The 20319-nt window shown below is 70.3% G+C and carries 18 protein-coding genes; 12 read left to right on the top strand and 6 right to left on the bottom strand.

Annotated features, from left to right (window positions below; translation table 11 throughout):
- A partial coding sequence (locus tag A5624_RS26435; RefSeq protein ID WP_197519039.1) for a 3-deoxy-7-phosphoheptulonate synthase occupies positions 1 to 206 on the top strand: 206 nt, incomplete at its 5' end.
- Here A5624_RS26435 and A5624_RS26440 read toward each other — a convergent pair.
- Both A5624_RS26440 and A5624_RS26445 read right to left on the bottom strand, forming a co-directional pair.
- On the bottom strand, positions 203 to 1654 hold the full coding sequence (locus tag A5624_RS26440) for an NAD(P)/FAD-dependent oxidoreductase (protein WP_066873372.1): 1452 nt from the start codon (positions 1652 to 1654) through the stop codon (positions 203 to 205). The genes A5624_RS26435 and A5624_RS26440 overlap by 4 nt on opposite strands.
- Positions 1655 to 1757: 103 nt before the next feature.
- A complete protein-coding gene (locus A5624_RS26445) occupies positions 1758 to 2969 on the bottom strand; it encodes a protein kinase (RefSeq protein WP_066873375.1) in 1212 nt (403 codons plus the stop codon).
- 164 nt (positions 2970 to 3133) lie between these two features.
- On the opposite strand from A5624_RS26445, the gene A5624_RS26450 reads away from it, so the two are divergent.
- On the top strand, positions 3134 to 3538 hold the full coding sequence (locus tag A5624_RS26450; protein ID WP_007770743.1) for an Rv2175c family DNA-binding protein: 405 nt from the start codon (positions 3134 to 3136) through the stop codon (positions 3536 to 3538).
- A gap of 10 nt (positions 3539 to 3548) precedes the next feature.
- On the opposite strand, the gene A5624_RS26455 is transcribed toward A5624_RS26450, so the two are convergent.
- Positions 3549 to 5102 carry an alpha-(1->6)-mannopyranosyltransferase A gene (locus tag A5624_RS26455; RefSeq protein WP_066873378.1) on the bottom strand — a complete coding sequence of 518 codons (1554 nt, stop codon included), beginning with the start codon at positions 5100 to 5102 and terminating at the stop codon, positions 3549 to 3551.
- 3 nt (positions 5103 to 5105) lie between these two features.
- Complete coding sequence (gene idsA2, locus A5624_RS26460) at positions 5106 to 6155, bottom strand: bifunctional (2E,6E)-farnesyl/geranyl diphosphate synthase (protein WP_066873381.1); 1050 nt, start codon at positions 6153 to 6155, stop codon at positions 5106 to 5108.
- 270 nt (positions 6156 to 6425) lie between these two features.
- Between idsA2 and A5624_RS26465 the strand changes: the two genes are divergently transcribed.
- Positions 6426 to 7322: a mycobacterial-type methylenetetrahydrofolate reductase gene (locus A5624_RS26465; protein WP_066873384.1), complete on the top strand. Its 897-nt coding sequence runs from the start codon at positions 6426 to 6428 to the stop codon at positions 7320 to 7322.
- Here the strand turns inward: A5624_RS26465 and A5624_RS26470 are convergent, their stop codons facing one another.
- Together A5624_RS26470 and A5624_RS26475 are read right to left on the bottom strand one after the other, a co-directional pair.
- On the bottom strand, positions 7323 to 8054 hold the full coding sequence (locus A5624_RS26470) for a DUF3153 domain-containing protein (RefSeq protein WP_082972542.1): 732 nt from the start codon (positions 8052 to 8054) through the stop codon (positions 7323 to 7325).
- Positions 8055 to 8135: 81 nt separating this feature from the next.
- Complete coding sequence (locus tag A5624_RS26475) at positions 8136 to 8744, bottom strand: N-acetyltransferase (RefSeq protein ID WP_066873392.1); 609 nt, start codon at positions 8742 to 8744, stop codon at positions 8136 to 8138.
- Positions 8745 to 9094: 350 nt separating this feature from the next.
- Between A5624_RS26475 and A5624_RS26480 the strand changes: the two genes are divergently transcribed.
- The 9 genes from A5624_RS26480 to murD form a co-directional block, all read left to right on the top strand.
- Complete coding sequence (locus A5624_RS26480; RefSeq protein ID WP_066873395.1) at positions 9095 to 9496, top strand: DUF3040 domain-containing protein; 402 nt, start codon at positions 9095 to 9097, stop codon at positions 9494 to 9496.
- 403 nt (positions 9497 to 9899) lie between these two features.
- Entirely contained in the window at positions 9900 to 10331 is a 432-nt protein-coding gene (mraZ, locus tag A5624_RS26485) for a division/cell wall cluster transcriptional repressor MraZ (protein WP_066873398.1), read from the top strand.
- Positions 10306 to 11571, top strand: a complete 1266-nt coding sequence (rsmH, locus tag A5624_RS26490) for a 16S rRNA (cytosine(1402)-N(4))-methyltransferase RsmH (protein WP_156749223.1) — start codon at positions 10306 to 10308, stop codon at positions 11569 to 11571. The genes mraZ and rsmH overlap by 26 nt, the downstream gene beginning before the upstream one ends.
- Positions 11568 to 12812 carry a hypothetical protein gene (locus tag A5624_RS26495; protein ID WP_066873403.1) on the top strand — a complete coding sequence of 415 codons (1245 nt, stop codon included), beginning with the start codon at positions 11568 to 11570 and terminating at the stop codon, positions 12810 to 12812. The genes rsmH and A5624_RS26495 overlap by 4 nt, the downstream gene beginning before the upstream one ends.
- Positions 12809 to 14884 carry a penicillin-binding protein 2 gene (locus A5624_RS26500; RefSeq protein WP_066873406.1) on the top strand — a complete coding sequence of 692 codons (2076 nt, stop codon included), beginning with the start codon at positions 12809 to 12811 and terminating at the stop codon, positions 14882 to 14884. The genes A5624_RS26495 and A5624_RS26500 overlap by 4 nt, the downstream gene beginning before the upstream one ends.
- 133 nt (positions 14885 to 15017) lie before the next feature.
- Positions 15018 to 16565, top strand: coding sequence for a UDP-N-acetylmuramoyl-L-alanyl-D-glutamate--2,6-diaminopimelate ligase (locus tag A5624_RS26505; RefSeq protein WP_066873409.1), 1548 nt, complete (start codon positions 15018 to 15020; stop codon positions 16563 to 16565).
- Positions 16562 to 18217, top strand: coding sequence for a UDP-N-acetylmuramoyl-tripeptide--D-alanyl-D-alanine ligase (murF, locus tag A5624_RS26510; protein WP_232002342.1), 1656 nt, complete (start codon positions 16562 to 16564; stop codon positions 18215 to 18217). Before A5624_RS26505 ends, murF begins: the two co-directional genes overlap by 4 nt.
- The gene (gene mraY, locus A5624_RS26515; RefSeq protein ID WP_066873412.1) at positions 18214 to 19293 is read left to right on the top strand and encodes a phospho-N-acetylmuramoyl-pentapeptide-transferase; all 1080 of its coding nucleotides are present in this window, start codon (positions 18214 to 18216) and stop codon (positions 19291 to 19293) included. The genes murF and mraY overlap by 4 nt, the downstream gene beginning before the upstream one ends.
- Positions 19294 to 19310: 17 nt before the next feature.
- Positions 19311 to 20319 (top strand): UDP-N-acetylmuramoyl-L-alanine--D-glutamate ligase (gene murD, locus A5624_RS26520; protein ID WP_156749199.1); only part of this gene is annotated, 1009 nt, incomplete at its 3' end.

Genomic DNA, 20319 nt, shown 5'->3' on the forward strand with positions numbered 1-20319 from the left:
TCGAGGTGCACCGCGCGCTGGGCACCCACCCGGGCGGCATCCACGTCGAGATCACCGGCGAGAACGTCACCGAGTGTTTGGGTGGCGCGCAAGACATTTCGGACACCGACCTGGTCGGCCGTTACGAAACCGCTTGCGACCCACGGCTGAACACCCAGCAGTCGCTGGAGTTGGCCTTCCTCGTCGCCGAGATGCTGCGCGACTAGCCGCGCGCCGAAAGCCGCTCCCGCTGTACGCCCTGCGACGCCGGGGTGGCCGGGGCAGTGCGGCTTCGCTTCGAGGTGAACCGGGCTCGCAGATTGCCCCACACAATGCGCGGTAACAGGGCGGGATCCTGCAGCCGTGACGGCGGGTCGATGAAGTTGGAGACCCGAAAGAAGCGTTCGGTCAGGACGACGTCCCGGGTCGAGGCGTTCAGTGCGGCGCGCGAGACCCAGCCTGAGAGTCGCCGGCGTAGCCCGCGCGGCCGGTAGCCGCCGGACGTGGCCCGGTCCCTGGCCCGATTGGCGGCCCACGTCTGGCCGATGTACTGGGCCGTCGCCCGGAAAAAGCGTTGCGCCAGTTGGGCATCGCCCGCGCTCAGGCAATCGCGCAGGGTCAGTGCTTCGAGCGCGGCGATCGTCATGCCCTGGCCGTAGGTCGGATCGAGGCTGCAGAGCGCGTCGCCCATCACCAGCAAACCCGAAGGGAAATCGGCCATTTGGTCGTAGCGCCGCCAGATCGCGGCGGTGTGGTGGTATGTCACGGCCTCACCGATGGGATAGGCGCGGCGCAGGCCCTCGATAATGGCCGGGGGCAGTGCCGGCTCGGCCATCGCGAGCATCGCGGCGAAATCGGTTGGCGGCTCCCCGGCCTCGGCCGGCACGCCGATCGCCAGCATGAACGTGTCGTGCTCGTTGGCCAGCAACAAGCCCCCCGGCCGGCCGCCCCCCGGGTTGAACATCACCAGCCGCTGGGCGATCGATCCCTCGGGCATGCTCAACTGTTGGCTCGCGTAGCCGTATCGGGCCACCGCCCGATCCTCGGTTGGCCGTGCATAACCCAGGCTCTCCAGAAACGCCGGGGTGCGCGCGGCGCGCCCCATGGCGTCCACCACCAGATCGGCGTCCAGCTCGGTGAGAAAACCGTTGTAGCGCCGGGTGATTCGCACGCCGTTGACGATGTCCGCGGTGTTGAGAAGTTCGGACACGTCGTGCCCGTCGAGGAAGGTCACGTTCGGCAGGGCCTTGACCCGCCGACGGACGTGAAACTCCATGAACGGCCGGGTCGTCATGTGCAGCGCCAACGCGTCCGGATCGGCGAACGTCCCCGAGTGTTTCATCTCGTAGCGCCCGAAGCGCACGTAGAACCGCGACAGATCGCCGTCGTCGACGACGACCGCCCCCGCCCTGGACAGGTCCTCGAGCAGGCCGGGAAACAATTCTTCCAGCACCTGCAGGCCGCGGCTGTAGAAGTTGTGCACGTGACGGCCCTGGGGGATTCCCCGCCGGTGGCACGGATGGTCGGGCAATCTGTCCCGCTCGACCACACTGACCGAATCGTAGAACTCCGAAAGTACACGCGCGGCAAGCAAACCCGCCATTCCGGCACCCAGTACGACTGCGTGCTCGCCGAGCCGGTTCGGCGAGTCGACGCGATGCGTTGTCGAACCCATGCAGAAGTACGGTACACCAAAATTAAGAAAAATAAGAGAATTTTGTGATTACCTTAAGACGCGTGTCGTCGTGCCGGGTTACGTCGACCCCGAGTGCGGCCGGCTACAGCAGACCGTTGAGGTTGCTACCGACCGTCCACGCCGCGGTCGCGACCAGCCCGGTGATCGCCAGGATCACCGCCACCCAGACCAGCACCATGCGCCGGTTGTGCTGGCGCGCCCAGACGAACTCGCTGATCGGGATGCCCGCGAATTCGCCTGTGACAGCCTCGTATTCGTAGTCGTCCTCGGGCTCGACGTCGGGCTGCACCGGGCGTTTCGGCTCCGGCCAGTCCTGCGGCCCCCGCGTCAGCTGGCGCGTGGGTGCACGCACCGGCGCCGGTCCGGGCGGCGTGGGCCGGTGCGGCGGCCGCTGGCCCACCCGGCTGTGCTGCGCCGCCGCCGAACGGTGTTGCGCGGAGTTGCGTGGCGCCGGCACGGAGAACTCCGGCAGCGCAAGCTCGTCGGCGATGGCGTCGAGGTCGGCTCGCATCTCGATCGCGTCGGCGTAGCGGTCGGCGGGGCCGCGGGCCGTGGCGCGCTGGACGAATTCGTCGAACTGCCCGGGCACGCCGTCGATGACCGCACTCGGCGGCGGCACGTCGGTGTCCAGCCGCTGGTAGGCGAGCGACAACGCCGAGTCGCCGGTGAACGGTGTGCGCCCGGTGAGCAGCTCGTAGGTCATGATCCCCGCGGAGTAGACGTCGCTGCGCGCCGTGGCGGTGCCGTCGCGCACCTGTTCGGGTGACAGATAGGCGGCGGTGCCCAAAATGACGCTGGCGGAGGTGATTCCGGCGGCGGCGACGGCTCGCACCAACCCGAAGTCGGCGATCTTGACCTCGCCGTCGTCGGAGATCAGCACGTTCTCGGGCTTGACGTCGCGATGCACCAGGCCGGCCCGGTGCGCGGCGGCCAGCCCGCCCAGCACCGGACGAAGCACCGCGGCGACGGCATAGGGCGGCATGGGTCCGCGTTCGCCCAGCAGTTCGCGCAGCGTGCCGCCCTCGATGAGCTCCATCACCAGAAACGGGTGCCGGGCGTCCAGGCCCTGGTCGTAGACCGCGACCAGCCCGGGATCCTTCAGTCGGGCGACGGTCTGGGCCTCGCGCTGGAAGCGGGTCAGGAATTGCTCGTCGCCGGCGTAGCGAGAATCCATCACCTTCACCGCGACGGGGCGGTCCAGGCGGGTATCCAGGCCGCGGTACACCGTCGACGTGCCGCCGCTGGCGATCCTGGACTGAACCAGGTAGCGGCCGTCCAGCAAGGCGTTCTCCAACGGATCGGCCGACCCGGATTGGGGACGGCGACCATGCGGGCCGACCCGGCCCGAGGCGGGGCCGGGCGATTGCGCTTGGGCCACGGGGCCATCGTAGGTGTGCGGCGGTGATTGGCCGGTAGAACACGGGTTCAAGGTGGCCATCTAGGCCTACACTTGCCGGGATGAGCAGTATTCCTGCCGGCGACGATGTGCTAGAGCCCGACGAGCCGATCTATGACCTCAAGCGGGTCGCCGAACTGATGGGGGTGCCGGTCACCAAGGTGCATCAGCAACTCCGGGAGGGCCACCTGGTTGCGGTTCGCCGCGACGAGGGTCTGGTGGTGCCGCAGGTGTTCTTCACCAAGTCCGGTGAGGTGGTCAAGAGCCTGCCGGGACTGCTGACCATCCTGCACGACGGCGGCTACCACGACACCGAGATCGTGCGCTGGTTGTTCACCCGGGATCCCTCGTTGACGGTCACCCGTGACGGCAGCCGCGACGCCCTCAACAACGCCCGTCCGGTCGACGCCCTGCACGCCCATCAGGCCCGTGAGGTCGTGCGCCGGGCGCAAGCGATGGCCTACTGAGCCCGTTCGCTCAATCGGCGGGGACGTCGGCCGCGACGCCGGCGGGCTCGGCCTGCCGCGCGGGGGCCCGATACAGGCTGTAGCCGGCGATCAGCGCGCAGACGGTGGCCAGCGAAAAGTGCAACCACGAGTACATGCCGTGCGAGCCATCGGGTTTGAAAATCACCATCACCCAGGTCGACACGCCGCCGATGAGTGCGACCGCCCGCCGCGACTGCGCCAGCGGGGCCACGATCGCCAGCGGCCACGAGTAGTACCAGGGCAGCGCGGCCGGCACGAACAGCACCACGATCAACATCGACCACGCGACGCCGGTCAGCGCGGCCCGGTCGTCGCGGCGAAACCGCCACCACAACAGCGGCAGCGAAATCGCGATGATCGCGATGCCGGCCAGCCGGGTGACGCGAAGGATCGGATAGAAGCTCACCGGGAAGAACCCGCCGCCGATCGCGTGGATCAGGTTGGCGGCCGCGGTGGGCACGGTCAACCAGTTGATGATCTTCACCGATCCGGCCAGCGCGGTCAGCCAGCCCAGGCCGACGCCCGCCACCGCCGACAGGACCGCGAACACCACCAAAAAGATCAGCAGCGGCAACGCCGTGGCCGCGAAAAACGCTGGCACCGGCCGATATCCGCGCCGATCGCGCAGCTGACGCGCCCACACCCACACCAGAAAAGGCAGCGCGATGCCGGCGGTGGCTTTGACCGCGATCGCGACGGTGATCAGCGTGATGCCGGCAACGGGGCGGCCACCGAACGTCAACGCGATGCCGGCGGCCATCAGGCCCACCATCAGCATCTCGTTGTGCACCCCACCCATCAGATGGATGAGCACCAGGGGGTTGAGCACGCAGATCCACAGCGCCGTCGCACCGTCGGCGCCCAGCTGGTGCGCGATGCGGGGAGTCGCCCAGACCAGCAGCGCCAGGCCGGGCAGCATGCACAGTCGCAGCAACGCGGTGCCGGCCACCACGTTGTTGCCGACCACGATGGTGATGATCTTGGCCACCAGGATGAACACCGGGCCATAGGGTGCGGTGGTGATCGACCAGATGGGACTGACGTTGTCCAACAGGCTGTTTGGGTTGGCGACCGGGCCGACGGCGTACGGGTCCAGTCCGTCGCGCAGCAACGCCCCCTGCGCCAGGTAGGAATAGGTGTCCCGGCTGAAGACGGGCACCGACACCAGCAGCGGCGCCAGCCAGAACGCGGTGGTGGCCTTCATGACGAACTCGGTCGCCTCGCCGGCCAACACCCGACGACCCAGGGCGAGCCACGCGATCAGCATCAGACCGACACCGGTCCACAACACGATCGACGACAGCACCAGGCCGTGCCCAAAACGCAACCAGGACATGTGCATCGACTCGAGCAGCGGGTCGTGCTGGCGGGTGCTGCCCGCGCCCAAACCGCCCAGCGTGATCAGCACCGAGCCGAGCATGCCCAGTTTCGCCGGGCGGGAGTCGCCGGCGGCGAGGAAGGCCTTCAGCCGTGAAACCCATTCACCGCGTGCCGGTTTGGCCGCCGGTGAGTCGGCTGTCGGGCTATCGATTGGCGTCGTCATCGGTCAGGCGGACCGGTTCGTGGCCAGCTTGGCCAATTCGGACAGGCCCGCTTTGGCCGCGGTGTTGATGGGTGCGGCCGCCAGGGTGGCCAGCGCCCGCTGGGTCAGCGTGGCGATCCGCTGTTCGGCCGCGGCCAGCGCCCCCACCGACTCGATGACGTCGCGCAGCTGATCCACCTGCGCATCGGTCAGCCGGGCCCCGATTGAAGTGCGTAACAGGTTGGCCGCCAACGGGTCTGACTTCTCCGCCAGCTCCACCGCCTCGGCCAGCAGCACGGTGCGCTTGCCCGATCGCAGATCGTCCCCGGACGGCTTGCCGGTCACCGCGGGGTCACCGAACACGCCCAGCACGTCGTCGCGCAGCTGGAACGCCACCCCCAGGTCTGTGCCGAACTGGCTGAAGACGTCGTGGACGTCGGGCCGGTCGGCGGCGGCGGCCGCCCCGAGTTGCAGCGGCCGGGACACGGTGTAGCAGGCGGTCTTGAAGGTGTCGACGTTCATCGCCGAGGCGATCGAGGCGGCCGCGCTGGCCTCGGCGACGATGTCGAGGTACTGCCCGCCGAGCACCTCGGTGCGAATGTTCGCCCACACCCGCCGCACCCGGCGCGCCGCCTGCGGCGTCAACTCCACCCCGAACACGATGTCGTCGGCCCAGGCCAGCGCGAGATCGCCGAGCAGGATGGCCGCCGACATCCCGAACTGCTCGGGCGAACCCTGCCAGTGCCGCTCGCGATGCAGCGCCGCGAACTGGACGTGGGTGGTCGGCCGGCCGCGCCGGGTGGAGGAGTCGTCGATCACGTCGTCGTGCACCAGCGCGCAGGCGTGCAGCAGCTCGAGTGCGGAAAACAGCAGCAGCGCTTGCTCATCGGGCGCTTCGGTGGTCACCGCGCGCCAGCCCCAATAGGCGAAGGCGGGCCGCAGCCGCTTGCCCCCGCCCAGCACGAAGTCTTCCAGCGCGGCGATCAGACCGCTGTAGTCGTCTCCGATGTACGCGGTCTCGGTGCGCCGGTCGTGCATGTACCGCCGCAACTGGTCGGTGATGGCGCCGGTCAACTCGACGGTTGCCGCTGCTGCTGTGGCTCCTAGGCTCAGCGCGGCGCCCCTTTCTGCTCGGCTGGCTGGGTGTTCCAGGCCCGACCAGTGTATTCGCCGCGGCGCCCGGGTCGCCTTCCCCACGGTTTCCCCACGGCGCGGGCGGGCGGACCCAGTTGCTTCGCATGGCTCACGAACCCGCCCCTATGCTGGCGGGTGCGCTGGGGGCCGCGAATGCTGCGCGGCCGCAAGACGCCCCGGGCCAATAGTCGTCAGATGGAGAGAAGCCGCGTGACCCTCAACACCATTGCGCTCGAGCTGGTGCCGCCGAACGCCGACGAAGGTCGGGAGCGGGCGCTGGAAGAGGCGCACAAAGTGGTGCGGAATTCGGCCGAGGCGGGCCTGGGCGGCCGGATCCGGCACGTGATGATTCCGGGGATCATCGCCGAGGACGACGACCGCCCCATCCAGATGAAGCCCAAGCTGGACGTGCTCGACTTCTGGTCGATCGTCAAGCCGGAACTGCCCGGGATCAACGGCCTGTGCACGCAGGTCACCGCCTTCATGGACGAGGCGTCGCTGCGCGCGCGGCTGACCGAACTGACCTCGGCGGGCATGGAGGGCGTGGTCTTCGTCGGGGTGCCGCGCACCATGAACGACGGCGAGGGCTCCGGCGTCGCCCCCACCGACGCCCTGTCGATCTACCGCGAGCTGGTGACCAACCGCGGCGTGATCCTGATCCCCACCCGGGACGGCGAACAGGGCCGGTTCAACTTCAAGTGCGACCAGGGCGCCACCTACGGTATGACGCAGCTGCTGTACTCCGACGCGATCGTGGGCTTCCTGAGCGAGTTCGCCAGGCAAACCGACCACCGGCCGGAGATCTTGCTGTCATTCGGCTTCGTGCCGAAGATGGAGAGCCGGGTCGGGCTGATCAACTGGCTCATCCAGGACCCGGGCAACCCGGCGGTGGCCGCCGAGCAGGAGTTCGTCAGGAAGCTGGCCGCCGGCGAACCGGCGCAGAAGCGCCAGCAGATGCTCGACCTGTACAAGCGGGTCATCGACGGGGTTGCCGAGCTGGGCTTCCCGTTGAGCATCCACCTCGAGGCGACCTACGGAAATTCCGGGCCGGCCTTCCAGACGTTCGCGGAGATGCTCGCCTACTGGTCACCGGGCCGGCAGGGGTAGCTAGCTGGGCGGCGGCTGGTCGCGCGGCGCCGTCAACCGCGGTGACCGGTCCCGGCTGACCCAGGCCAGCAGTCCCACCACCCCGGCGGCCGCGAACGACGCGATGCACAGCCACACCACCGCTCCGGTGAAGGAACGGGTGTTGGGGTCGGTGTAGCGGGCCTGGGCGGTCATGGTGGTCACCACCCCGGGCTTGAGCTTCCACGACACCACGTCGGGCTCGACCCGGTCACCGTTGGTTGAGGTCACCACCCCGGGGAACGCGACCGTCAGTTCGACGTCGGCCTCGGGATCGGTCAGCGAGGTCAGATCCGCCCGACCCTCCAGGATCACCAGGTTGCCGTTGCGGCGCAGCGTCAGGTTCACCCCGGAGGCGTCGGAGTTCATGTTGGCCAGCTGCGGCAACTCCGCGAACGTCAGGTCGGAGAACACCGCCTGCGAGCCGACGTAGCCGTCGCTGTCGTAGTTCGACACCGCCACCTTCTGGCTGAACGGCAGGTTGTTGCTGTCCAGTTGGGGGCCGGTGTCCTTGGGGGTCTTGGGTTTCGCGGCGGCGACGATCTCGCCGGACACCAGGTCGTCGGGGGAGATGGTGAGCGAGGCCCGGACCCGCAGGCACCCGGTGGCCAACGGCACCACCAGCAGCAGCAGCGCGAGGGCGGTCAGGCGGCGCCGTCGAGTTCGAGACGCTCGGGATCCTCGGCTGCGGGGCGGGGGAGAGCTGGCTCGCACCAGGTCATCGTGCCAGATCCGATGTGCCACCCGAATGAGGTGGCGTCTTCCGACCTGGGCCGGGTCGCGGGCCGGCTCCGGCTATAGCGGTAGCTTGCGGCCCAGGATCGCAAAAGCCCGCGGGTCGCCGGCGAAGTGGTAGCCGCGAATGACGTCGGTGAAGCCCAGGCGCCGATACAACCGCCAGGCGCGGTTGGGCTCACCATTGGTTTCCGGCGTGGAAAGCAGCACATTCTGTTCGGCGCGACCGGCGAGCAGCCGTCGGGCCAGCGCCTCGCCCAGCCCGCGGCCCTGGGCGCGGGGGTGGATGTGCAGCTCGGTCAGCTCGAAGTAGCTGTTCATCAGCCGCGAGATCTCCTGCGGCGGTGAGCCGCCGCGCTGCATGCCCAGCACCACCTGCTGTTGCCACCATTGCCCGGGCGCGCCGGGATAGCCGTAGGCCACCCCGAGCAACGGGGCACTGGCCAGGGCCTCGGCCGAGGGCGGTTGCCCGCCTGCGCCTTCGGCCTCCTCGGTTTCGACGACGCCGGCCCCCTGCCAGCCCCGCCGCCGGATGTGTTCCAGCCACATCGCGGCGCGCTGGTTCTCGGTGCCGCGTGGGTAGCGCATCGCATCGACGTACACCGCCAGGGCGTCACCGAGGCGACGCTCCATGTCGTGGGGCAGCAGATCGATGAGAAATATCGCCAACTCGCGGTCTCCTCCTCATCGGTTCCTCATCGGTGCGCGGGGCGCTGCGGTGCGTCGGCGGCATGTGGTCGCGGCGGGCCGGGCCGCTATCGCCCATTATCGGACCCGCGTGCGACGGCCCGACGAGTGGTCGTGACACCGGACCGACGAACGGCCGCGGTTCGGGAAGCCGGTTGTAGCGCACGGCAGTTCCGGTCTGCGGGGGCGTCCGCGGGCGGCCGGGATAGAATCGGCGCCGAACCAGTGGTATGGGGCAGATTGACCTCGTATCATTTCAATTAGTTGCCCCCGCAACGGGCATCCGCGTGCTACCGATAGTCACGTGCCTAACAGTCGGCAAGGAGGGACGAATGCCACTCTCCGATCATGAGCAGCGGATGCTCGATCAGATCGAGAGCGCTCTCTACGCCGAGGACCCCAAATTCGCGTCGAGTGTTCGCGGTGGAGGTTTTCGCGCACCGACCGCCCGCCGGCGGTTGCAGGGCGTGGCGCTGTTCGTCATCGGTCTCGCGATGCTGGTCTCCGGGGTGGCGTTCAAGGCGACGATGATCGGAAACTTCCCGATCCTCAGCGTCTTCGGGTTCATCGTCATGTTCGGCGGAGTGATCTTCGCGATCACCGGCCCCCGGTTGTCTGGCAGGCCCGACCATTCCGGCCCGGCGGCCACGTCGCTGCGTCAACGCCGCAATAAGAGCGGGGGCTCGTTCACCAGCCGCATGGAGGACCGGTTCCGCCGTCGTTTCGACGACTAACCGCATCCACACACACTCGGGGTAGCCATCGGCTGCCCCGATTCGTTTTCCGGGGCCGGGCGCCATCGGCCGGGCATCCGGCCTCCGCGCAACCGTCGATGCCGTTTTGCTGCTCGATCGAGGCCTAACCGCAGCGCGTCTCGGTATCGATGCCCCACCACGCCCCACTAAAGTCCCCCACAACGCCCCACCGACGGTATTTCGCCTGGTAATCGGGCCGCGATCCAGAGCGCGACAGCCACCCCGGGCGGGGCGCGACACACCCTTTGCGCGGATTTGACGGCGTCCTGACGACGGATAACCCTGAAAACGCCGCGGCGACACCCCAAGAATGGGGCGTAGTGGGGGATTGTGGGGTATGGTGGCTGCAGTGTTTGGGTGACCCCATAGGGGAGGTGAGCTGGTGTTTCTCGGCACCTACACGCCCAAACTCGACGACAAGGGGCGGCTCACGCTGCCCGCCAAGTTCCGCGACGCACTGGCAGGGGGGTTGATGGTCACCAAGAGCCAGGACCACAGCCTCGCCGTCTACCCGCGGGCGGAATTCGAGCAACTGGCCCGCCGCGCGAGCAAGGCGTCGCGGAGCAACCCCGACGCCCGGGCGTTTCTCCGCAATCTCGCCGCCGGCACCGACGAACAGCATCCCGATGCGCAGGGCCGGATCACGTTATCGGCCGACCACCGGCGCTACGCCAACCTTTCCAAGGACTGCGTGGTGATCGGCGCGATCGACAACCTCGAGATCTGGGATGCGCAGGCATGGCAGGACTACCAGCAGACCCACGAAGAGAACTTCTCCGCGGCCAGCGATGAAGCACTCGGCGACATCATCTGAGGCGCATGCCCGTACACCGTGGCCTCTGCCCGAACCGACCCTGGCGTACTTCCCCAACGCCAGGTTCGCGGCTTCGGTCAGAGACCTCGGTGCAGGGGCCGCCCCTCTTCCCGAGCACCTGCCAAGGCCTGTCCGGGCGGCACAGACCCGACGCGGCGCGAGGACCCGCCCGTCGGGGGTGCGGGCGGCCGACGGATGCCGGCAGATTCGTGGAGGCGTTGCGGTGGCTGACAATTCGAGTCCCGACGATTACGGGCATGTCCCCGTCCTGCTGGAACGCTGCGTCGAACTGCTCACGCCCGCGCTGACCCGCCACCACCCCGACGGGTCGGGGGCGACGCTGGTCGATGCCACCCTCGGCGCGGGCGGGCATGCGGAGCGGTTCCTCACCGACCTGCCGGGCCTGCGGCTGATCGGGCTCGATCGCGATCCCAGCGCGCTGGACATCGCCCGGGCGCGGCTGGCGCGCTTCGCCGACCGCCTCACGCTGGTGCACACCCGCTACGACGACGTCGCCACGGCGCTGGATGAATCCGGTTATGCGGCAATCGAATCCGTGGACGGGATGCTGTTCGACCTCGGGGTGTCGTCCATGCAGCTCGATCGCACCGAGCGCGGCTTCGCCTATGCCCAGGACGCGCCGCTGGACATGCGGATGGACCCCTCGTCGCCGCTGACCGCGGCCGACATCGTCAACACCTATGACGAGGCGGAGCTGGCGAGGATCTTGCACCGCTACGGCGAGGAGCGGTTCGCGCGCCGCATCGCCGCGCACATCGTGCGCCGCCGGGCCCGCGAGCCGTTCAGGTCGACCGCGGACCTGGTGGCCCTGCTCTACGAAGCGATTCCGGCCGCGGCCCGGCGCACCGGCGGACACCCGGCCAAGCGCACCTTTCAGGCGCTGCGGGTCGCGGTCAACGACGAACTGGACACGCTGCGCAACGCGCTACCGGCCGCCCTGGACGCCCTCGACGTGGGCGGGCGCATCGTGGTGATGGCCTACCAATCGCTGGAGGACCGGATCGTCAAGCGGCTCTTTGCCCAGGCGGTCGCGTCCCGCACCCCGGTGGACCTGCCGGTCGAACTCCCCGGCCACGAGCCGCGATTCCAGTCCCTGACGCACGGCGCCGATCGGGCCGACGCCACCGAGATCGAACGCAATCCACGCAGTGCCGCAGTGCGATTGCGGGCGCTGCAACGAATGCAGTCACAGCAGGCTAGCGGGAGAGGCGACGCATGAGAGCAGAGCGCGAGACGTCGAAGCGGCGCGGCGGCAGCGATCGCCGGGGCGGGCGCGACGGCGCTGCCCGGCGGACCCGCGCGGCCGAGTCCGGATCGGCGCGGCGCGCCCGAAGCGGCCGCACCTCGGCGCCGGCCCGTGAGGCCCGCGCGCCCAAGTCAGCACCGCAGACCAGCCCCATCGCCCGGCCGGTGGAGCGGCCGGCCCGGGCCAAAAGCACCAGCCAGGCCAAGGCGCGGGCCAAGGCGCGCAAGGCCAAGGCCCCCAAGGTTGTTCGGCCTCGCCTGACCGAGCGGTTGGCCGCCCGGCTGGCCTCGATCGACCTGCGGCCGCGCACCCTGGCCAGCAAGGTCCCGTTCGTCGTGCTTATCATCGGTGCGCTGGGCATCGGGCTGGGGCTCACGCTGTGGCTGTCCACCGACTCCGCGGAACGCTCGTACAAGTTGAGTCACGCCCGGGAGCGCACCCGGTTGCTGCAGCAGCAGAAGGAGGCGCTGGAGCGCGACGTGCGCGAGGCGGAGGCCGCCCCGGCGCTGGCGGAGGCGGCCCGCAAGCAAGGCATGATCCCGAGCCGGGACACCGCGCACCTGGTGCAGGATCCATCCGGGAACTGGGTGGTGGTCGGCACGCCGAAGCCGGCCGACGGCGTTCCGCCGCCGCCGCTGAACGCCAAGCTGCCCGACGAGGCGCCCCAGCCCCCGAAGCCGCCGGCCGCTCCTCCGGAGGTCTCGATCCGGATGGAACCGGCCCCCGGCGGCCCCGTCCCGGCCAGGTCCGGGCCCGAAGCGCTACTGCGCGCGCCCGACGGCGCGTCGACGGTGGGCGGTCAGCACCTGCCGCCGGCGGCGCCCCCGGTGCCCGGCGCGCCTGCCGCGCCCGGTGTGCCCCCCACGGGTACGCTGCCCGGCATGCCAGGCGGACCGGCGACGGGTGCATTGCCCGGCATGCCCGCTGCCCCGGCCACCGGCGCACTGCCCGGCATGCTGCCGGCGATGCCGACGCCGGGACTGCCCATGCCGGCCGGACCGGCGACCGCTCCGGCGCCCCCCGAGGTGTCGATTCCCCTGGGCGGGTTGCCGATTCCGGCTCCCGGCCAGATGCCCGCACCGTTGCCCGCCGAGATTCCGATCCCGGTGCAGTTGGGCCGCCCGGCCGCGCCGGCTCAACCGGCGGTCCCCGCCGCCCCGGTCAACGGCCTGCCCGGGCCCGCGGCCGGCGCGGCGCCAGGTGCCCCCAGGTGAGCCGCGGTGAATCCCCGCGGGCCCGCCGGTCGCAGTCGGCGCGCCCGACGCGTGGTCCCCGTAAGGACTTGGCGGGCAAGGGCGTCCGGCAACCCAAGCGCCGCCTGAAACCGCAGCAGGCCGACACCGGCCGCGACGTTCGGGAGCCGAAGCGATTCCGGAAAGCCAAGCAGGCCAAGGGCGCCGGGGCCGCGCAGCGGCCCGAGGTGGTGGCGGCGGGGCACTCGGCGCGGGAGCGCCGCACCCGTCAGATCGTGCAATTGACCAGCCGCGGCGGGTCGTTCGTCTTCCGGCACCGCGCGGGCAACGTGGTCATCCTGGTGCTGATGCTGGTGGCGGCCGCCCAGCTGTTCGTCCTGCAGGTGACCAACGCCCCGTCGCTGCGGGCCCAGGCCGCCGGCCAGCTCAAGGTCACCGATGTGGAAAAGGCGGTGCGCGGCAGCATCATCGACCGTCGCAAAGACCAGCTTGCCTTCACCATCGAATCGCGTGCGCTGACGTTTCAGCCGAAACGGATTCGTAAGCAGCTCGAGGAGGCCAAAGCCAAGAACTCGACCGCTCCCGATCCGCAGCAGCGGTTGCGCGACATCGCCAAGGAGGTCTCCAGCCGCCTGGGCAACAAGCCGGACTCGGCGACCGTGTTGAAGAAGCTGCAGACCGACGACAACTTCGTCTATCTGGCGCGCGCCGTCGATCCCGCTGTCGCCAGCGCGATCTCGGATAAGTACCCCGAGGTCGGTTCCGAGCGCCAGGATCTGCGCCAGTATCCGGGCGGATCGCTGGCGGCCAACATCGTCGGCGGCATCGACTGGGACGGGCACGGCCTGCTGGGGCTGGAAGAGGCCATGGATTCGGTGCTGTCGGGCACCGACGGCGCGGTCACCTATGACCGCGGATCCGACGGCGTGGTCATCCCCGGCAGCTACCGCAACCGGCACCGGGCGGTCAACGGCTCGATGGTCCAGCTGACCCTCGACGACGACATCCAGTTCTACGTCCAGCAGCAGGTCCAGCAGGCCAAGAATGTTTCTGGCGCGCACAATGTTTCGGCCGTCGTGCTGGACGCCAAGACCGGCGAAGTGCTGGCCATGGCCAACGACAACACGTTCGACCCCTCGCAGGACATCGGGCGCCAAGGCGACAAACAGCTGGGCAACCTGGCCGTGTCCTCGCCGTTCGAGCCCGGCTCGGTGAACAAGGTGATCACCGCCTCGTCGGTCATCGAGTACGGCCTGTCCAATCCCGATGAGGTGCTTCAGGTCCCCGGCACCCTCCAGATGGGCGGGGTGTCCATCCACGACGCATGGGACCACGGCGTGATGCCCTACACCACCACCGGTGTGTTCGGAAAGTCCTCCAACGTTGGCACTTTGATGCTCGCACAGCGCGTCGGCCCGGAGCGCTTCTACGACATGGTCCGCAAATTCGGTCTGGGCCAGCGCACCAACGTGGGCCTGCCGGGTGAGAGCGCCGGGCTGGTGCCGCCGATCGACCAGTGGTCGGGCAGCACCTTCTCGAACCTGCCCATCGGCCAAGGTCTTTCGATGACGCTGCTGCAGATGACCGGCATGTACCAGGCGATCGCGAACGATGGATTGCGGATACCGCCGCGAATCATCAAGGCCACCATCGCCCCCGACGGCACTCGCACCGAGGAGCCGCGTCCGGACGGCGTGCGGGTGGTGTCGCCGCAGACGGCGCAGACCGTGCGCAACATGCTGCGCGCCGTCGTGCAAAAGGACCCGATGGGCTACCAGCAGGGCACCGGTTCCGCCGGCGCGGTGACGGGCTACCAGATGGCCGGCAAGACGGGTACCGCCCAGCAGATCAACCCGGCCTGCGGCTGCTACTTCGACAACGTCTACTGGATCACGTTCGCGGGGATGGCGACCGTCGACAATCCCCGGTACGTCATCGGCATCATGATGGACAACCCCGAGCGCAACGCCGACGGGACGCCGGGCCACTCGGCGGCCCCGCTGTTCCACAACATCGCCGGCTGGCTGATGCAGCGCGAGAACGTGCCGCTGTCGCCCGACCCCGGGCCGCCGCTGACGCTGCAGGCCACCTAGCCCTAGCGACCTCGCCAGGGCCGAGCCGGACCTTCCGTCGGCGCGCGCATCGCTTCGTGGCCGGTCGCGGCTAGGTAGGGTGTCATGGCCGATCATGAGGATCGCGCGGCGTCGGAGGGAGGTGTGAGAAGAAGTGGTGCTGCCCACTGGGTTACGCCCCAGCGCCGTCGCCGGCGTGCGGTTGCCCGCGCTCGCCGAGCAGGTGGGAGCGGTCCCGGCCGACGTCGCAGGTCAGGGCGCCGTCGTGCCCGACGTGGCGATCACCGGCGTGACGCTGCGCGCCCAGGACGTGCTGCCCGGTGACCTGTTCGCCGCGTTGCCCGGCCTGACCACGCACGGGGCCCGCTATGCCGCGGAGGCGATCGAACGCGGCGCGATCGCCGTGCTCACCGATGCCGCCGGGGTCGCGGAGATGATCGCCGCCGGCGCCCCGCCCGTGCCGACGCTGGTGCACCCCGACCCCCGCAGCGTGCTCGGCGGCCTGGCCGCCACGGTGTACGGGAACCCGTCGCAGCGGCTGGCCGTCATCGGCATCACCGGCACCTCCGGCAAGACCACCACCACCTACCTGGTCGAATCCGGCCTGCGAGCCGCCGGGCGCAGGTGCGGGCTGATCGGCACCATCGGCATTCGCATCGACGGCGCCGACATCCCCAGCGCGCTGACCACCCCGGAGGCGCCCGCGCTGCAGGCGATGCTGGCGGCCATGGCCGAGCAGGGTGTCGACACCGTGGTCATGGAGGTCTCCAGCCACGCGCTGGCGCTGGGCCGGGTGGACGGAACCGGTTTCGCGGTAGGCGGTTTCACCAACCTGTCCCGCGATCACCTTGACTTTCACCCGACCATGGAAGACTACTTCAACACCAAAGCCCTGTTGTTCGAGCCGAATTCGCCGCTGCGGGCGCGCCGCGCGGTGGTGTGCGTCGACGACGAGGCCGGGCGGGCCATGGCGGATCGAGCCGGCGACGCCGTCACCGTCAGCGCCGAGGGCCGGCCGGCGAATTGGCGCGCCGTCGATGTGGCCCCGATGGGCGCCGGGGGACAACAGTTCTCCGTCATCGACCCCGCCGGCGCGCGGCACCAGGTCGGGGTCCCGCTGCCCGGCCACTACAACATCGCCAATTGCCTTGTGGCGCTGGCCCTTCTGGATGCGGTCGGAGTGACGCCGGAGCAGGCGGCGCCGGGGCTGCGGCAGACCCGCGTGCCGGGGCGCATGGAACAGATCGACGCCGGCCAGGAGTTTTTGGCGCTGGTCGACTACGCCCACAAGCCAGGCGCTCTGCGCGCGGTGCTGAGCACGCTGGCGCGTCCGGGTCGCCGGGTGGCGGTGGTGTTCGGCGCCGGCGGCGAGCGCGACCCGGGCAAGCGGGCGCCGATGGGCGCGACGGCCGCCGAGCTGGCCGATCTGGTGGTCGTCACCGACGACAATCCGCGCGGCGAAGACCCGTCGGCGATTCGCCGGGAGATCCTGGCCGGGGTGACCGAAAGTGGCTGCGCGACAGAAGTTGTCGAGATCGCCGACCGGCGCGAGGCGATCCGGCACGCGGTCGGCTGGGCCAGGCCCGGCGACGTGGTACTGATCGCCGGCAAGGGCCACGAAACCGGGCAGCGCGCCGGTGACGTGGTCCGCCCCTTCGACGACCGCGTCGAGTTGGCGCGGGCGTTGGAGGATCGCGCATGATCGACCTGACCCTCGCCCAGATCGCCGACATCGTCGGGGGCACCCTGTCCGACATCTCGCCCGAGGACGCCGCGCACCGCCACGTCACCGGGACGGTGGAGTTCGACTCGCGTGCCGTCGGGCCGGGCGGGCTGTTCCTGGCGCTGCCCGGCGCACGCTCGGACGGGCACGACCATGCGGCCTCGGCGGTGGCGGCCGGCGCGGTCGCGGTGCTGGCAGCGCGGCCGGTCGGGGTCCCCGCCATCGTCGTCGCACCCGCGGGGGTTTCGGGATCGCGGGCCGGGGTCCTCGAGCACGACCCGGACGGCTCGGGTGCCGCGGTGCTGGCCGCGCTGGCCAGGCTGGCCAAGGCGGTGGCCGCCGAACTGGTGGCGGGCGGGCTGACGATCGTCGGCATCACCGGGTCGTCGGGAAAGACCTCGACCAAGGACCTGGTGGCCGCCGTGCTGGCGCCGCTGGGTCAGGTGGTGGCCCCGCCCGGGTCCTTCAACAACGAGCTGGGCCACCCCTGGACGGTGCTGCGCGCGACGTCCGACACCGACTATTTGGTTCTGGAGATGTCGGCCCGCCATCCCGGCAACATCGCCGCGCTGGCCGACATCGCCACGCCCTCCATCGGCGTCGTGCTCAACGTCGGCACCGCTCACCTCGGCGAGTTCGGCTCGCGCGAGGCCATTGCCCAAACGAAATCCGAACTGCCACAATCTGTTCCAGCTTCCGGCGTGGTGATCCTGAACGCCGACGATCCGGCCGTGGCGGCCATGGCCGACGTGACCGCGGCCCGGGTGGTCCGGGTCAGCCGCGCCGAGCACACCAACGCGGGCCCCAGCGACCTGTGGGCCGGGCCGGTGTCGCTCGACGAGCTGGCCAGGCCGCGGTTCACGCTGCACCGGCGCGACGCCGCGGGGCTGACGCAGGTGCCGGTGCAGCTCGGCGTCTACGGCGATCACCAGGTCGGCAACGCGCTGAGCGCCGCCGCGGTCGCCCTGGAATGCGGCGCCGACCTCGAACAGGTGGCGGCCGCCCTGGCCGGGGCGGGCCCGGTGTCGCGGCACCGGATGCACGTCACCACCCGCGCCGACGGCGTTACCGTGATCGACGATGCCTACAACGCCAACCCCGATTCCATGCGGGCCGGGTTGCAGGCGCTGGCGTGGATCGCCCACGGCGGGGGCGAGGGCGGCCCCGCCGAAAAGCGCAGGAGCTGGGCGGTGCTCGGCGAGATGGCCGAGCTCGGCGAGGACGCCATCCTCGAGCACGATCGCGTCGGCCGGCTGGCCGTGCGCTTAGATGTGTCTCGACTCGTTGTCGTGGGAAGTGGGAGGTCGATGAGCGCCATGCACCACGGAGCGGTCATGGAGGGTTCCTGGGGCGCCGCCGATAAGGGCGCCGTCAACGTCGCCGACAGCGACGCCGCCCTGGAGTTGCTGCGAGCCGAGCTGCAACCCGGCGACGTGGTGCTGGTGAAGGCGTCGAACTCGGCCGGGCTGGGCGCGCTGGCGGACGCGCTGGCCCGTGACGATCGCGAGGGCGGCGAAGCCGGGCGAAGCGGGTCGTCACCATCGAGCCGTGACGATCGCGAGGGCGGCGAAGCCGGGCGAAGCGGGTCGTCACCAGCAGAAGGCTCGGACGACCGCGGGACGCGCGCATGAGGCAGATCCTGATCGCGGTGGCCGTCGCGCTGACCGTGTCGATCCTGTTGACCCCGGCCCTGATCCGGTTGTTCACCCGGCAGGGATTCGGCCACCACACCCGCGAGGACGGCCCGCCCACCCACCACGCCAAACGGGGCACGCCGTCGATGGGCGGCGTGGCGATCCTGGCCGGCATCTGGGCGGGCTATTTGGGCACCCACCTGGCCGGGATGGCCTTCGACGGTGAAGGCATCACCGTGTCGGGCCTGCTGGTGCTCGGGCTGGCCACCGTGCTCGGCGTCGTCGGATTCCTCGACGACCTGATCAAGATCCGCAGGTCGCGCAACCTCGGCCTGAACAAGACCGCCAAGACGATCGGGCAGGTCGCCGCCGCGGTGCTGTTCGGCGTGCTGGCGCTGCGGTTCCGCAATAACAACGGCCTGACGCCGGCCAGCGCCGACCTGTCCTACGTGCGCGAGATCGCCACCGTCACCCTGGCGCCGGGACTGTTCGTGTTGTTCTGCGTGGTCGTCGTCAGCGCGTGGTCCAACGCGGTGAACTTCACCGACGGCCTGGACGGGCTGGCCGCCGGTTGCATGGCGATGGTCACCGCCGCCTACGTGCTGATCACCTTCTGGCAGTACCGCAACGCCTGCGTCACGGCGCCGGGGCTGGGTTGCTACAACGTGCGCGATCCGCTGGACCTGGCGCTGGTCGCGGCCGCCACCGCGGGCGCCTGCATCGGCTTTCTGTGGTGGAACGCCGCGCCCGCCAAGATCTTCATGGGCGACACCGGATCGCTGGCGTTGGGCGGCATCATCGCGGGTATCTCGGTGACCAGCCGCACCGAGATCCTCGCCGTCGTGCTGGGTTCGCTGTTCGTCGCCGAGGTCAGCTCGGTCGTGTTGCAGATCCTGACCTTTCGGACCACCGGGCGCCGGGTGTTCCGGATGGCACCCTTTCATCACCATTTCGAACTGGCCGGCTGGGCCGAAACCACGGTCATCATCCGCTTCTGGCTGCTCACCGCGATCGCCTGCGGCCTGGGCGTGGCCCTGTTCTACGGTGAGTGGCTGGGCGCGATCGGTGCCTGATGAGCGGCTCTGATCCAGTGCAAGACCCCCTGGCGCCGGGCGCGCCGGTGCTGGTCGCCGGCGGCCGGGTCACGGGCAGGGCCGCGCTGGCGGTGCTGACCCGGTTCGGCGCGGTGCCCACGGTGTGCGACGACGACCCGGCCACGCTGCGCGGCTACGCCGACGCCGGCGTGGCGACCGCGTCCACCGCGACGGCCACCGAGCAGATCTCCCGCTTCGCGCTGGTGGTCACCAGTCCCGGCTTCTCGCCGACGACGCCGCTGCTGGTGGCCGCCGCGGCCGCCGGGGTGCCGATCTGGGGCGACGTGGAGCTGGCCTGGCGGCTCGACGCCGCGGGCCGGTACGGGCCGCCGCGGCGCTGGCTGGTGGTCACCGGGACCAACGGCAAAACGACCACGACGTCGATGCTGCACGCCATGCTGACCGCCGGCGGGCGGCGCAGCCTGCTGTGCGGCAACATCGGCGACCCGGTGCTCGACGTCCTGGAGCAACCCGCCGAGGTGCTGGCCGTCGAGCTGTCCAGCTTCCAATTGCATTGGGCGCCTTCGCTGAAGCCCGAGGCCGGCGCGGTGCTCAACATCGCCGAGGACCACCTCGACTGGCACGGCAGCATGGCCGCCTACGCCGCGGCGAAGGCGCGAGTGCTCGACGGCCGGGTGGCGGTGGTGGGCCTGGACGACCGCCGGGCGGCGGCGCTGCTGGACACCGCCGCGGCGCCGGTGCGCGTCGGCTTCCGGCTGGGTGAACCGGCCGCGGGGGAGCTGGGCGTGCGCGACGGCCAGTTGGTGGACCGCGCGTTCGCCGACGACCTGGCGCTGCTGCCGGTCGACTCCATCCCGGTGCCGGGGCCGGTCGGGGTGCTCGACGCGCTGGCCGCCGCGGCGCTGGCACGCAGCGTCGACGTGCCGGCCGAGGCGATCGCGGCCGCGATCGCCGCGTTCCGGGTGGGCCGGCACCGGGCCGAGGTCGTGGCCGTCGCCGACGGAATCACCTACGTCGACGACTCCAAGGCCACCAACCCGCACG

This window comes from Mycobacterium sp. 1482292.6 (genome assembly GCF_001672995.1).
In the GTDB taxonomy this organism is placed as follows: Bacteria; Actinomycetota; Actinomycetes; order Mycobacteriales; family Mycobacteriaceae; genus Mycobacterium; species Mycobacterium europaeum_A.

Coding starts and splice junctions, on each gene's coding strand:
- A5624_RS26440 (WP_066873372.1), bottom strand. CDS start 1,654: ATGGGTTCGACAACGCATCGCGTCGACTCGCCGAACCGGCTCGGCGAG.
- A5624_RS26450 (WP_007770743.1), top strand. CDS start 3,134: ATGAGCAGTATTCCTGCCGGCGACGATGTGCTAGAGCCCGACGAGCCG.
- A5624_RS26455 (WP_066873378.1), bottom strand. CDS start 5,102: ATGACGACGCCAATCGATAGCCCGACAGCCGACTCACCGGCGGCCAAA.
- A5624_RS26480 (WP_066873395.1), top strand. CDS start 9,095: ATGCCACTCTCCGATCATGAGCAGCGGATGCTCGATCAGATCGAGAGC.
- rsmH (WP_156749223.1), top strand. CDS start 10,306: ATGAAGCACTCGGCGACATCATCTGAGGCGCATGCCCGTACACCGTGG.
- A5624_RS26495 (WP_066873403.1), top strand. CDS start 11,568: ATGAGAGCAGAGCGCGAGACGTCGAAGCGGCGCGGCGGCAGCGATCGC.
- murF (WP_232002342.1), top strand. CDS start 16,562: ATGATCGACCTGACCCTCGCCCAGATCGCCGACATCGTCGGGGGCACC.
- mraY (WP_066873412.1), top strand. CDS start 18,214: ATGAGGCAGATCCTGATCGCGGTGGCCGTCGCGCTGACCGTGTCGATC.